We start from the raw sequence: 14,769 nt of genomic DNA, 5'->3' as shown, positions 1-14,769 counted from the left end.
GGACCCAAGATGAAACGCTACGAAAAATTCGCCGACGACATCGCTGAACTGATCCGCTCCGGCGTCCTTGGCCCCGGTCAGCGCGTGCCCTCGGTGCGCTATGCCAGCCAGACTTACGGCGTCAGCCCGTCCACTGTGTTTCAAGCCTATTACCTGCTCGAACGCCGCGGTCTGATCCGCGCCCGCCCGCGTTCCGGCTACTTCGTCAATACCCACGCGCCGAGTCCGTTCTCGGAGCCGGTGATCAGCAGTCACGTCAACGACTCCACCGAGGTCGATGTCAGCGAACTGGTGTTCTCGGTGCTGGACTCGATCAAGGATCCGAGCACAGTACCTTTTGGCTCAGCGTTCCCCAGCCCGACGTTGTTCCCGCTGCAACGCCTGTCGCGTTCCCTGGCCAGTGCGGCGCGGGAGATGGACCCGCGCATGGTCGTCACCGACATGTCGCCGGGCAACCCGCAACTGCGCCGGCAGATTGCCCTGCGCTACATGGTCGGCGGGCTGATGCTGCCGATGGAAGAACTGCTGATCACCAACGGTGCCCTCGAAGCGCTGAACCTGTGCCTGCAAGCCGTGACCGAACCGGGTGATCTGGTGGCCATCGAAGCCCCGGCGTTCTACGCCAGCCTGCAAGTGCTGGAACGCCTGAAACTCAAAGCCGTGGAAATCCCCGTGCATCCGCGTGACGGCATCGATCTGGGTGTACTTGCGCAGACCCTCGAACGTCACCCGATCAAAGCCTGCTGGTGCATGACCAGCTTCCAGAACCCGATGGGCGCGACCATGCCCGAGGCGAAGAAACAGGAACTGGTCGAACTGCTGCGCCGCCACCAGGTGCCGCTGATCGAGGACGACGTCTACGCCGAACTCTATTACGGCCAACAAGCGCCGAAACCGGCCAAGGCCTTCGACACCGAAGGGCTGGTGATGCATTGCGGTTCGTTCGCCAAAAGCCTGGCCCCCGGCTACCGCATCGGCTGGGTCGCTGCCGGACGTTACGCGCAGAAAATCGAACGGCTGAAACTGATGACCTCGCTGTGCGCCTCGATGCCGGCGCAGGCAGCAATTGCCGACTATCTGCAACACGGCGGCTACGACCGGCACTTGCGCAAACTGCGGTATGCGCTGGAGGAACAGCAAAGTGCGATGCTCGCCGCGATTGCCCGTTATTTCCCGGCACAGACACGCGTCAGCCAGCCGGCCGGCGGCTACTTCCTGTGGCTGGAATTGCCACCGCAGATGGATTCGTTGAAGTTGTTTCAGATGGCGCTGGCGCAAGGCATCAGCATCGCGCCGGGGCCGATTTTTTCACCGACCCAACGCTTCAGGAACTGCATTCGCTTGAATTACGGCAGCCCCTGGACTGAGGACTCGGAGAAAGCGATGGAGACGTTGGGGCGGATTGTCCGGTCGTTCTGAGTTTTTTATGTTGATTGAACGGGTTCCATCGCAGGCTTGCCAGCGATGGAACCCGCCCAGACGCTTGAGTCCCTGAATTCAACGCCCGCCGCCGAGATCAACAAAGGTCCCGGTGGCATAAGAAGCTTTGTCCGACAGCAACCAGACAATCGCCTCAGCCACTTCGTCCGGCCGCCCGCCTCGAGCCATCGGAATAGCCGACTCAAGCTTGCTGACCCGATCCGGATCGCCGCTCAGCGCATGGAAATCGGTGTAGATGAAGCCCGGACGCACCGCGTTGACCCGAATCCCCTCGCCCGCCACTTCCTTGGACAAACCGATGGTGAACGAATCAAGTGCGCCTTTGGACGCGGCGTAATCCACGTATTCGTTAGGCGACCCCAGGCGCGATGCGACCGACGACACGTTGACGATACTGCCGCCCTGCCCGCCGTGTTTGGGCGACATGCGCAGGATCGCGTGCTTGGCACAGAGAATCGGCGCCAGGACATTGGTTTTCATGGTTTTGAGAATGCGGAATTCGGACATTTCGTCGACCCGCGATTTATGCCCGACGGTGCCGGCATTGTTGACCAGTGCGGTGACCCGTCCCAGTTCGGTATCGACCCGATGAAACAGCGCGACCACTTCGTCTTCAATGCTGACGTCGGCGCGCACCGCGATGGCTGTTGCGCCAAGCGCTCTGACTTGCTCCAGCACGCTTTGCGCGGCCTGTTCGTCTGACTGGTAGTTGATGCAGATCCGATAGCCCTTCCCGGCAGCCAACAAAGCCGTAGCGGCGCCAATCCCGCGCCCGCCACCGGTAATCACAATGACTTTATCCATGCCGGCCTTTCCCCCAAATTCACACGTAACAGTCGGGGAGAAGAATAACCGCCATTGGCAGGTTTTGCATGAGCCGTGTCAAAGGCTAGGTCTGCGACCACAGCAATGGCGAGGCTGAAGATGTTCTTGTGAGGGTTAACTCAGACGGCCGCCTGCTTCTCGCCCCGGGCAATGTCCTGCATGAATTTGTCTGCCGGCATCGGATACCCCAGCAGATAGCCCTGCAACGAATCACAGCCCAGTTTTGTCAGGAAGTCCTGCTGCACACCGGTCTCCACACCCTCAGCCACAATCCGCAGCCCCAGCGCCTGTCCCAGCGCAACAATTGCCGAGACAATCGCCGCATCGTCGCTGTCGTGCTCCAGATCCCGCACAAACCCACGGTCGATCTTCAACTCATTGGCGGGCAGACGCTTGAGGTACATCAGGCTCGAATAGCCGGTGCCGAAGTCGTCGATCGACAGGTCAACGCCCATGTCCGACAACTCCTGCAACACCGTCATGCTCGCATCGGCATCGCTCATGGCCGTGGTTTCGGTGATCTCCAGGGTCAGGCTGTTCGCCGGCAAATGGTGCGTCGCCAGCGCCTTGGCGACGCTTTGCACCAGGCCGGCATGACAGAACTGCAAGGCCGACAGGTTGACCGCGATACGCCAGTCGGTATAGCCAAGCACATACCACTCGCGCATCTGACGGCAGGCCTCGTTAAGCACCCACTCTCCGATCGGAATGATCACGCCGGTTTTCTCGGCCAGATCGATGAATTTGTCCGGCATCAGCAAACCGTGGATCGGGTGTTGCCAACGCAGCAGTGCTTCGGCACCGACCGGGCGCCCATTGGCAGCGTCGAACTTGGGCTGGTAATGCAGGGTGAACTGGCTGTGCTCCAGGGCCGCACGCAAGTCCTGCAGTAACTGCAACTGCTTGCGTGCGTTGCTGTTCATCGACGCGTCAAAGAAGCTGTAACCGTTCTTGCCGGCACCCTTGGCGTGATACATCGCCGCATCGGCGTTCATCAGCAGTTCCTGAGCGGTCCGGCCATTGCCGGGGTACAGGGCGATGCCAACACTGGCGGAAATCTGCAAGTCATGCTCGGCAACGCGAAACGACTGCGCAACCAACCCGACCTGACGTGCCGCCAGCCCCACTGCGTCGTTGGGTTCGGTCAGGCGCACCAGCAGCACAAACTCATCGCCGCCGATCCGCGCCAGCGTGTCCTGGCTGCGCAAGTCTTCCCGCAGGCGCACACCAACTTCGCGCAACAACTGATCGCCCATGTGATGGCCGAATGCATCGTTGACGGGTTTGAACCCATCCAGATCGATGAACATCAAGGCAAAACAGCCGCCCTGTTCATCGACCTTTTTCATCGCCTGATTGATCCGGTCGTCAAGCAACATGCGGTTAGGCAGACCGGTCAAGGTGTCGTGCAGCGCCAGTTGCGTGAGTTCGCGGTTGGCCACGGTCAACGAATGCGCCAGCCCGGCGGTGCGCGTTTCAAGCCGAGCGTCGAGAATCGAGGTCAGCAAGGCAATCGACAGCACCGCCAACGTGGTGATCAGCACCAGACTGTCGAGCCCGTTGCCCTTCAGGCCATTGAGCGTCGCGCCGCAAAAACTGCCGTCAGGGAATTGCGCGGCGGCCATGCCGGTGTAATGCATGCCGACGATGGCGATGCCCATGATCACCGCGGCACCACCGCGAATCAGACGAACATGGGGCGAATGCTGGCGCAGGCGGAAAGCGATCCACAACGCCGCCGCTGAGGCACCGACAGCGATCAACAGGGACGCACCGAACAACGCAGGATCGTAATCGATCCCCGGCGTCATTCGCATCGCCGCCATGCCGGTGTAATGCATGGCGCTGATGCCGGCGCCCATGATCAGCGCACCGAACGCTAACTGAGCAATCGGTAGTTTCGGCTGACTGACCAGCCACAAGGCGAAACCGCAGGACAGCACGGCGATCAGCAGCGACAGCGCCGTGATGTTGATGTCGTAGCCCAGATCGATCGGTAGCCTGAAGGCGAGCATGCCGATGAAGTGCATCGACCACACGCCAACGCCCATGGCCAATGCACCACCAGCGGTCCAGAAATGCACGGAACGGCCTTTGGCAGTGGCGATGCGTCCGGTGAGATCGAGCGCGGTGTACGACGCGAGGATCGCCACACACAACGAAATGAAAACCAAAGTGGAGGAATAGCTACCAATGAGCATAGGGATTCTCGTCGTCTCCCTAACCGGACTGCATCGATTCTCGGTCGGGCAAAATCAGCGATTGTACTGATTGCGCAGAAGAACGCACTGACAAAGTAACCAAATTGCCATCAAGTCAATGAAACGCTTGTTCGATCGTTCTGAAAGGCTCTGGGTCGACGCTCGTTTGCTGCGGGCTTGCTCGCGAAAACAGTGTTTCAGGCAGTGAAATGCCAAAAGTTGCGACGCTTTCGCGAGCAAACCTACCGGTCTAACGGCTGTCGCTGACATCGAGTTGCCCATCCCAACCACCGCCCAGCGCGGCAATCAACTGCACACTGGCGATCAATCGACTCTGCAATAGGCTCAGCACGCTGCGCTCGTTGCTCAGTGCAGTGGCTTGCACCACGACCACGTCGATGTAGGCAATCAACCCGGCCTTGTACTGGTTTTCCGTCAGGCGCAGCGAATCGCGCGCCGCATCGAGTGCTTCCTGACGCACAGCCGCTTCGTCCTCATACACTTTTAGCTGCACCAGATAGTTTTCCACTTCACGCAAGCCATCGAGTACGGTCTGCCGGTACTTGGCAACGGTCTGGTCGTAGACCGCCTCGGTGCGGTCGACTTCAGCCGAGCGTATGCCGCCGTCAAACAGCGGCAAGTCCAGTTTCGGCCCTACCGACCAAAAGCGGTTCGGCAAGCTGATCAGGTCTTGGGACTTACTGCTGCTGTAGCCGCCACTCAGGCTCAGGGACAGATCCGGGTAGTACGCCGCTTTCGCCACACCTATTTTGGCGTTGGCGGCAATCACCGAGCGTTCGGCCGAGGCGATGTCCGGACGGCGCTCCAGCAACTGCGATGGCAGGCTCAAAGGCACTTGCGGCAGATCGGGAATGGTTTGGGTTTGCGCGATGCTGAAATCCGCTGGCGCTTGCCCGGTCAGTACGGCGATGGCGTTTTCGAACTGCGCGCGCTGCCAGATCAGGTCGACCAGATCGGCCTGGGTACTTTTGAGCTGTGTCTGTGCCTGAGCCACCGCATCACGCCCGGAAACACCGGCGCGGTATTGGTTCTGGGTCATTTTCAGCGAACGCTCATACGCCGCAACAGTGGCTTCGAGCAGACGTTTCTGTTGATCGATGACCCGCAATTGCAGGTAGTTCTGCACCAATTCCGATTGCTGGCTCAGGCGCATTGCCGCCAGATCGGCGAAGCTCGCCTGGGCACTGGCCTTGTCAGATTCTAGCCCTCGGCGCAATTTGCCCCAGATATCCGCCTCCCAACTGACGCCCAGTTGCGCGTTGTAGGTGTCGCGAATACCGCTGGCGGAACTGCTCAGACTCGAACTGCTACTGCCGGTGCCCTGACTCGAGCGGGTCTTGCCCAGACTCAAGTCGACACTTGGATAAAAAGCGCCACGCGCACTGCGCACCAAGGCTTGGGCCTGTCGGTACTGGGCTTGCGATTGCGCAACCGTCTGGTTGGAACTGTTGAGCTTCTCGATCAGCCCGTTGAGTTGCTGATCGCCATACAGCTCCCACCAAGCGCCACGGGCCAGCGAATCGCTCGGGTTGGCCTGACGCCAGCCTTCGGCTTCCTTGTATTGCGCGATTTCAGCCGTCTGCGGGCGCTGATAGTCCGGGCCGACAGCGCAAGCACTGAGCATCGCCACGCACAGCGAAAGGCTCAACAGACGCGAGCCGCGAACAGTGGCCAGATTGATAAGCGAACGGTCAGTCATAGCGGAGTTTCCAGAGCGGCGTCAGTACGCACGCCACGCCATTTATTGAAGCGATGGCGCAGCTTGTCGAGATAGAGGTAAACCACAGGCGTGGTGTAAAGCGTCAGCACTTGGCTGAAAATCAGCCCGCCGATGATGGTCAGGCCCAACGGCTGGCGCATTTCCGCGCCTTCGGCCCGGCTGAGCAGCAACGGCAAGGCACCGAGGATCGCTGCCAGTGTGGTCATCAGAATAGGTCGCAGACGTTGCAAGCAGGCACTGCGGATCGATTCCTGCGGCGTCATGCCTTGATGCCGTTCCAGTTGCAGCGCCAGGTCGATCATCAGGATGGCGTTTTTCTTCACCACACCGATCAACAGAAACAGCCCGAGCAGTGAAATCAGGCTGAACTCGCCGCCCAGCGCATAGATCGACAACAGCGCGCCGACTCCGGCAGACGGCAGCGTCGACAGAATCGTCAGCGGGTGGATGTAACTTTCGTACAGCACACCCAACACCAGATACACCGCCAGCAACGCACCGAGAATCATGAACGGCTGGCTCTTCTGGGTCGCGGCGAACGCGTCGGCGGTACCGGCCATTTTCGCAATCACGTCTTCCGGCAAACCGAGTTTGGCAATCGCTCGTTCGATGGCGGCACTGCCCTGCTCTACCGTCACGCCTTCGGCCATGTCGAAGGAAATGTCTTCCGAAGCAAACTGCCCTTCATGGCTGACCCGGTCGTCTTCCAGGCTGCTCTCGTAGTGAGCGATGGTCGATAGCGGGATCCGCGCACCGTCAGCCGTGATCACTTGCACCTGCTTGAGCGTCACCGGGTCCTGAGCGTACTTCGGATTGACCTCCATCACCACCTGGTACTGGTTGAGGCTGTCGTAGATCGTCGAGATCTGCCGCTGGCTGTACGCGTTATTGAGCACCGAGGTGACCATGTCCATGTCCACACCCAAGCGTTTAGCCTGATCGCGGTCGACGATCAATGTTATTTGCTGCGCGCCCTTGCCTTCACGGGCATCAATTGCGGTCAGCTCCGGCAGTGCGCGCAAAGCAGCCACCACTTTCGGATACCACTGGCGCAGCTCGCCCAGATCACCGCTTTGCAAGATGTAGCTGTACTGCGAAGTGGTCTGTTCGCGGCCACCGCCAAATTGCAGGTCCTGATCGGCCATCAACATCAATCGCGCGCCAGGCACTTGCGGCATTTCCTTGCGCAGGCGCTCGATGACTTTCTGTGCCGACAGGTTGCGCTCCTTGATCGGTTTCAGGCGCACCAGCATGAAGGCGTTGTTGGTGCCGTTGTTGCCGCCAATGAAACCGGCGACGCTTTCAACCGCTTCGTCCTTGAGCACAGCGCGACGGAACATTTCCATTTTCGGCTGCATCACGTTGAATGACAGACCGTCGTCACCGCGAACGAAACCGATCAACTGACCGGTGTCCTGCTGCGGCATGAAGGTTTTCGGCACCACCACATACAGGGCGACGTTGACGCCAACGGTCACCAGCAAACTGAGCAAGGTCAGACGACGATGGCGCAACACCCAGTCGAGGCTGGTGGCGTACCTGGCGACCATCCAGTCGTTGGTCTTGCGGCTCCAGCGTTGCAGGCGGTTTTCCTGCCCGGGCGTGTGCGGCTTGAGCCAGCGGGCGCAGAGCATCGGGGTCAGCGTCAGCGAGACCACCAGCGAGACGACAATGGCCGCTGCCAACGTGATGGAGAATTCGCGGAACAGACTCTCGATGATCCCGCCCATGAACAGAATCGACAAGAACACCGCCACCAGCGACACGTTCATCGACAGCAAGGTAAAACCGACTTCCTTGGCCCCGAGATACGCGGCCTGCATCGGTTTGACGCCGTCGTCGATGTGCCGGGAAATGTTCTCCAGCACCACGATGGCGTCGTCCACCACCAGCCCGGTGGCCAGAATCAACGCCATCAGCGACAGGTTGTTCAGCGAGAAACCATAGAGGTACATCACCGCGAAGGTGCCGACCAGCGACACCGGCACTGCCAGCGTCGGAATCAGGGATGCACGGAAATTACCGAGAAACAGGAACACCACCAGAATCACCAGTGCCACAGCGATCAGCAGGGTCATTTCCGCTTCGTGCAGTGTCGCCTTGATCACGGGGGAGCGATCCATGGCCAGGTTCAGCTTCACGCTGGCCGGCAGCACCGCTTGCAGCGCGGGCAATTGCGCTTTGATCTCCTTGACCGTTTCGATGATGTTGGCACCGGCCTGCCGGTTGATCACCAGCAACACCGCCGCGTCATCGTTGAAGAAACCGCTGTTGTAGCGATCTTCGACGCCGTCGCTGACCTTGGCCACGTCCTTGAGACGCAACGCCGCACCGTCAGCGTAGTGGATGATCAGCGATTCGTAATCCTTGGCTTTCTCCAACTGGTCGTTGGCCTGGATCTGCCATGACCGCTGCCCGTCCTCGACCGAACCTTTGGGTCGGCGCACGTTGGCGTCGGCAATGGTCTTGCGCACATCGTCGAGTGCCACGCCGTACTGGTTCAGTGCCTGCGGTTCGAGTTCGATGCGTACTGCCGGCAGGGAGCTGCCGCCGATCTGCACCTCACCCACGCCCTGCACCTGCGACAGACTCTGGGACAGAATGGTCGAGGCCAAATCGTAGAGCTGCCCCTTTTCCAGCACATCCGAGGTCAGCGACAGCACCATGATCGGCGCCTGCGACGGGTTGACCTTCTTGTAGGTCGGCATGCTGCGCATCCCGCTCGGCAACAAGTTGCGCGAAGCGTTGATCGCGGCCTGCACTTCCCGCGCGGCACCATTGATGTCGCGGTCGAGGTCAAATTGCAGAATGACCCGGGTCGAACCCTGGCTGGAACGGCTGCTCATGGTGTTGACGCCAGAAATCGCGCCGAACGAGCGCTCCAGTGGCGTCGCCACCGTAGACGCCATGACTTCCGGACTGGCACCGGGCAGGCTCGCCTGCACAACGATTACCGGGAAGTCCATTTGCGGCAGCGGCGATACCGGCAGCAGACCGAAGCTGACACCACCCAACAGCATGATCGCCAGGCTCAGCAGCATGGTCGCGACCGGGCGTTTGATGAAAGGGCCGGAGAGGTTCATGGCTGCTCTACCGGCTCCACGGCCGAAGGCGCCCGCCCCCAGCGACGACCGAGACGGTCGAAATACAGGTAGATCACCGGCGTGGTGAACAACGTCAGCACCTGGCTCACCAGCAAGCCGCCAACCATCACCAGACCCAGCGGTTGGCGCAGCTCAGCGCCGGAACCGGTGGCGAGCATCAACGGTACCGCGCCGAACAATGCGGCCAGCGTGGTCATCAGGATCGGCCGGAAACGCAACAGCGCCGCCTGATAGATCGCCTCCTGCGGCGCCATGCCCTGATTGCGCTCGGCGTCGAGGGCGAAGTCGATCATCATGATCGCGTTTTTCTTGACGATACCGATCAGCAAGATGATGCCGATGATCGCGATCATGCCCAGGTCATTGCCGCTCAGCAGCAACGCCAGCAAGGCGCCAACCGCCGCTGACGGCAGAGTCGAGAGAATGGTGATCGGGTGAATGTAGCTCTCGTAAAGCACGCCCAGCACGATGTACATGGTCACAACCGCCGCCAGAATCAGCAGCAAGGTGCTCGACAGCGAGGCCTGGAACGCTTCGGCTGCGCCCTGGAATTGTGTCTGCACGCCAACCGGCATGCCGATGTCTTTCTGCACCTGTTCGATGACATCAACCGCATGCCCCAGCGCCACACCCGGCGCGAGGTTGAACGACATCATCACCGCCGGGAACTGGCCGATGTGAGTGATCGCCAGTTGTGCCTGACGCTGTTCGACATGGGCCAGACTCGACAACCGCACCTGCGCGCCATCGGTGGTTTTAACGTGAATCTGATCCAGCGCCTGCGGGCCGATCTTCTCTCCGGCCTGGGCTTGCAGGACCACGCGGTATTGGCTCGCCTGGGTGTAAATGGTCGAAATCTGCCGCTGGCCGAAGGCGTCGTACAGGGCATCAGTGATGTTTGCCACCGAAACGCCGAGCCGCGAGGCCGCATCACGGTCGATCACCAGGTAGACCTGCAAACCTTTGTCCTGCAAATCGCTGGCAACATCGGTCAGTTCCGGACGCTGCGCCAGTGCCTCGACCAGACGCCCGCTCCACAGGCTCAGCAGTTCGGAGTCCGGCGATGACATGCTGAACTGGTACTGGGTGCGGCTGACCCGGTCCTCGATGGTCAGGTCTTGCACCGGCTGCATATACAGGCGGATACCGACCAGTTTGGCGAGTGGCGGTTGCAGCCGTGCGATCACTTCGGTAGCCGACAGATCGCGCTCGCCGTGAGGCTTGAGATTGATCAGCAAGCGACCGCTGTTCAGCGTGGCGTTATCGCCGTCGACACCTATGTAGGACGACAGGCTTTGTACCGCCGGATCTTCAAGAATCACCTTCGCCAGTTCCTGCTGACGCTCACTCATGGCGGCGAAGGAAATCGATTGCGGCGCCTCGGAAATGCCCTGAATCACCCCGGTGTCCTGCACCGGAAAGAAACCCTTGGGCACGACCAAATAAAGGAACACAGTGAGCGCCAACGTGCCGATGGCTACCATCAGCGTCAGCGGCTGATGCTTGAGCACCCACTGCAATTTGCGCCCGTAGGCCGCAATCATCCAGTCGATGCACGCGCCGCTGGCTCGATAAAAACGCCCCTGTTCATGGGGCTCGGGTTCACGTTTGAGCAAGCGTGCGCACATCATCGGCGTCAGCGTGAGCGAGACAACAAGCGAAATCAGGATCGCCACGGCGAGGGTGATAGCGAATTCGCGGAACAGTCGCCCAACCACGTCCGCCATGAACAACAGCGGAATCAGCACCGCGATCAGCGACAACGTCAGAGAGATCAGGGTGAACCCGATCTGCTTGGCGCCCTTGAGCGCAGCTTGCAGGGGGCTATCGCCCTCCTCGATGAAACGCGCGATGTTTTCCAGCATCACGATCGCATCGTCGACCACAAAACCGGTGGCGATGGTCAGGGCCATCAAGGTCAGGTTGTTGACCGAGAACCCGGCGAGGTACATCACGCCGAACGTACCGATCAGCGACAGCGGCACGGCCACCGATGGAATGATCGTCGCACTGGCACGGCGCAGGAACAGAAACGTCACCATCACCACCAGCGCGATGGCGATCAGCAGTTCGTGCTGCACGTCGGTAACCGAGGCACGAATGGTTTGGGTGCGGTCAGTCAGTACCGTTACATCGAGCCCGGCCGGCAGGTTGTCGGTGATGCTCGGCAGCAGCGTCTTGATCCGGTCGACCACCTCGATCACGTTGGCGCCCGGTTGACGCTGGATGTTCAGCAAAACCGCCTGATTAAGGTTGGCCCACGCCGCCAGACGTTCGTTTTCTGCGCCGTCGACGATTTGCGCGACATCCTTGAGCCGTAACGGCGCGCCGTTCTTGTAGGCGAGGATCAGGTTGGCGTAGTCCTTCGGCGAGGTCAGTTGATCGTTGGCGTCGAGCATCGACACCCGCGTCGGGCCGTCGAAGTTGCCTTTGGGCTGGTTGACGTTGGAGGCGGCGATCAGGGTGCGCACGTCCGACAGGTTCAAGCTGTTGGCAGCCAGAGCCTGCGGGTTGACCTTGATCCGCACGGCCTGACGTTGACCACCGGCAATACTGACCATACCGACCCCGCTGATCTGGGCGATTTTCTGCGCCATGCGCGTATCGACCAGATCATTGAGTTTGGGCAGGAGCATGGTTTTCGAGGTAATCGCCAGGGTCAGCACCGGGGTGTCCGCCGGGTTGACCTTGTTGTAAACCGGTGGCGCCGGCAAGTCGCTTGGCAACAGATTGGTCGCGGCGTTGATCGCGGCTTGCACCTGCTGTTCGGCGACGTCCATGTTGATGTCGAGGCTGAAGCGCAGGGTCAGCACTGAGGCGCCGCCGGAACTGGTTGAAGCCATTTGAGTGAGGCCCGGCATTTGCCCGAACTGACGTTCAAGCGGCGCAGTGACGGCACTGGTCATCACGTCCGGGCTGGCACCGGGATAGAGGGTCATGACGCGGATGGTCGGGTAGTCGACCTGGGGCAGCGCCGACACGGGCAGCAAGCGGTAAGCGATCAGGCCGGCCAAAACAATGGCCAGCATGCTCAGGGTGGTGGCTACCGGACGGAGGATGAACAGCCGCGAAATGTTCATGCGCCCTTCTTGGCCTTGTCGGTGGCAGCGGCGTCAGCAGGCGTGGCAGCGGATTGGCCTTGCAAGTGCAAGGTCGGGGTGGTGGGCACCTGATTGCTGTCGTTGACCACCTCGACCTCACTGCCCTCTTTCAGACGGTCGGTGCCTTCGAGCACCACACGATCACCAGCGGCGAGGCCTTCGGTGACAACGGTGTTTTCGCCGTCACTGGCGCCGACCTTCAATTGGCGAATAGTGACGTTCTTGTCGCCATCAAGCGCGTAAGCGAAGGTGCCGTTAGTGCCGAATTGAACGGCGGCGGACGGTACCAGCACCACACCTTTAAGGGTGTCGGCCAGCAAGTGAACGTTGACGAACTGGTTGGGAAACAGCGCCTGATCACGGTTATCGTAGCGGGCCTTGAATTTCAGAGTGCCGGTGGCCACGTCGATCTGGTTGTCGAGGCTTTGCAGTACGCCGCTGGCTTGCAGTTTGGTATCGCCGCGATCCCAGGCCTCAGCCGGCAGTTTGGCGCCGCTGCGGTAACGGGCAAGCACGGTTTCGAGGCTGTTTTCCGGCAGCGTGAAGGCGACGCTGATCGGTTGCGTCTGGGTGATTACCGCGAGGGACGTGGTGTCGTTGGCGGTCACCAGATTACCGACGTCTACCTGACGCAAGCCGACACGACCGGTAATTGGCGCACGGATCTTGGTGAATTCGAGATTGAGTCTGGCGTCGTTGACTGCCGCCTGATTGGTCTTGACCGTGCCCAGATACTGGCCGACCAGCGCCTCGGCGGTGTCCAGGGTCTGCTTGGCGATGCTGTCTTCTTTGTACAACCCACGATAACGCTCGACATCGACCTTCGCGTTTTTCAGTTGCGCCTGATTTTGCAGCAAGGTGCCCTCGGCCTGGAGCAAGGCGTTCTGGTACGGACGCGGATCGATCTCGGCCAGCAAGTCGCCAGCCTTGACCATCTGGCCTTCTTCAAAATTGATCTTGACCAGTTCGCCACCCACCCGGCTGCGCACGTTGATGGTGTTGAGCGCGGTCACCGTGCCCAAAGCCTTGTAATACAGCGGGAAGTCGCCCGTGACGACCGGCGCCACCCGCACCGGAACAGGCCCCGTGCCACCGCCGAAGCCCGGTCGCATCATCCCGGAACGCCCGGTATGACCGGCCGCCGCTTTCTCGTCGCCCTCCTTGTGGGCTGAACCGGCAGGCCAGAATTTCCAGCACAGGACGGCGATAACCAACAAGACAAGCAGGCTGATCAGCCAGCGACGGGCGTTGCGTGGGGACGATTGCATGGAGTGATTAACCATTGGGCGCGTGGGCTTCTTTTACGGGAGGCTGAACGATAAGCACTGGTGGGGATTTAGCAAAGCAGCTTTACCGGCAATTTACCTTCAACTTACGTTTCAAGGTGTGAGGCAAAACACTGATACACAAATGAAAACGGCCTGGACAGTGCCAGGCCGTTAACAATTGTAAAGCGCTTGTTTCAGAACATTTATTTCAAGACGGCCAGGGCCGCTTCGTAATTAGGCTCTTCAGCGATTTCCTTGACCAGTTCGCTGTGCAGAACGTTGTCGTTTTCGTCCAGAACCACCACGGCACGAGCGGTCAGGCCTTTGAGTGGGCCGTCAGCGATGGCCACACCGTAGTTCTCGATGAACTCGACACCGCGCAAGGTCGACAGGTTCTGGACATTTTCCAGACCTTCAGCGCCGCAGAAGCGAGCCTGAGCGAACGGCAGGTCAGCCGAGATGCACAACACCACGGTGTTGCTGATGTCGTTGGCCTGAGCGTTGAACTTGCGCACGGAGGTGGCGCAGGTCGGTGTGTCGACGCTTGGGAAGATGTTCAGCACTTTGCGCTTGCCGGCGAAGTCTTTCAGGGTGACATCCGACAGATTGCCGGCAACCAGGGAAAAGGCTGGCGCCTTGGAACCGGCTTGTGGCAACTGGCCGTTGACTTGAACCGGATTGCCTTTAAGGGTGACTTGAGCCATGACTTAGTCCTTCTGAACGTTGTTGTTGAGCATGCAAGAGGCCGAAGTTAAGCACGAAATTGTCCGACGACCTATGCCTTGACTGAAATTGTCATGTGCCGAAACGCAAAACTGCATACAACCCAAGTACTCAGTAGGCAGCTACACCGTTCCTGTTGAAACTGAAATCGTATTGAGGAATGTTCCCGCATTCTTCAGCGAGTCTTCCTACATAGATTTTTTTCTGCCCTTGTTACCGTGCCCGCCAGTCTTCGCGAACACAAACCAGGGACGGTTTCGACATCGCGCTCTTTTCCTCTTTGCTTAAGGATAAGCGTATGTTCCGGCCGGCCAATGCGGCGCATTTCTCGTTGCAGATTCCTGCGATCCGTCACGACTTCAAGGT

9 protein-coding genes are annotated in these 14,769 nt (G+C 59.9%); 1 reads left to right on the top strand and 8 read right to left on the bottom strand.

The features are described from left to right. The first annotated feature begins 9 nt into the window (after window positions 1-9). On the top strand, window positions 10-1,419 hold the full coding sequence (mapR, locus tag AACY11_RS20960) for a GntR family transcriptional regulator MpaR (RefSeq protein WP_007919188.1): 1,410 nt from the start codon (window positions 10-12) through the stop codon (window positions 1,417-1,419). Window positions 1,420-1,497: 78 nt separating this feature from the next. Here mapR and AACY11_RS20955 read toward each other — a convergent pair whose 3' ends face one another. From AACY11_RS20955 to AACY11_RS20920, 8 genes are all read right to left on the bottom strand, one after another. Then, window positions 1,498-2,244 (bottom strand): SDR family oxidoreductase, encoded by a 747-nt coding sequence (locus AACY11_RS20955; RefSeq protein WP_339465808.1) that lies wholly within the window; start codon window positions 2,242-2,244, stop codon window positions 1,498-1,500. A gap of 140 nt (window positions 2,245-2,384) precedes the next feature. After that, on the bottom strand, window positions 2,385-4,466 hold the full coding sequence (locus AACY11_RS20950; protein WP_339495636.1) for a putative bifunctional diguanylate cyclase/phosphodiesterase: 2,082 nt from the start codon (window positions 4,464-4,466) through the stop codon (window positions 2,385-2,387). A 250-nt stretch (window positions 4,467-4,716) separates the two neighbouring features. After that, entirely contained in the window at window positions 4,717-6,186 is a 1,470-nt protein-coding gene (locus AACY11_RS20945; RefSeq protein WP_339495635.1) for an efflux transporter outer membrane subunit, read from the bottom strand. Continuing rightward, complete coding sequence (locus AACY11_RS20940; RefSeq protein ID WP_339495634.1) at window positions 6,183-9,290, bottom strand: efflux RND transporter permease subunit; 3,108 nt, start codon at window positions 9,288-9,290, stop codon at window positions 6,183-6,185. The genes AACY11_RS20945 and AACY11_RS20940 overlap by 4 nt, the downstream gene beginning before the upstream one ends. Next, on the bottom strand, window positions 9,287-12,391 hold the full coding sequence (locus AACY11_RS20935) for an MdtB/MuxB family multidrug efflux RND transporter permease subunit (RefSeq protein ID WP_339495633.1): 3,105 nt from the start codon (window positions 12,389-12,391) through the stop codon (window positions 9,287-9,289). The genes AACY11_RS20940 and AACY11_RS20935 overlap by 4 nt, the downstream gene beginning before the upstream one ends. Then, window positions 12,388-13,695 (bottom strand): MdtA/MuxA family multidrug efflux RND transporter periplasmic adaptor subunit, encoded by a 1,308-nt coding sequence (locus AACY11_RS20930; protein ID WP_339495632.1) that lies wholly within the window; start codon window positions 13,693-13,695, stop codon window positions 12,388-12,390. The genes AACY11_RS20935 and AACY11_RS20930 overlap by 4 nt, the downstream gene beginning before the upstream one ends. Window positions 13,696-13,883: 188 nt before the next feature. Beyond that, window positions 13,884-14,384 carry a thiol peroxidase gene (gene tpx, locus AACY11_RS20925; protein ID WP_221734078.1) on the bottom strand — a complete coding sequence of 167 codons (501 nt, stop codon included), beginning with the start codon at window positions 14,382-14,384 and terminating at the stop codon, window positions 13,884-13,886. 194 nt (window positions 14,385-14,578) lie between these two features. Then, a partial coding sequence (locus AACY11_RS20920; protein WP_339495631.1) for a hypothetical protein occupies window positions 14,579-14,769 on the bottom strand: 191 nt, incomplete at its 5' end.

Origin of the sequence: Pseudomonas sp. RA_105y_Pfl2_P56 (assembly GCF_963970845.1) — a bacterium.
Classification (GTDB): domain Bacteria; phylum Pseudomonadota; class Gammaproteobacteria; order Pseudomonadales; family Pseudomonadaceae; genus Aquipseudomonas; species Aquipseudomonas baetica_A.
Note: the sequence above shows the minus strand (reverse complement) of the source record. Positions and strands in the feature narration are given on the sequence as shown.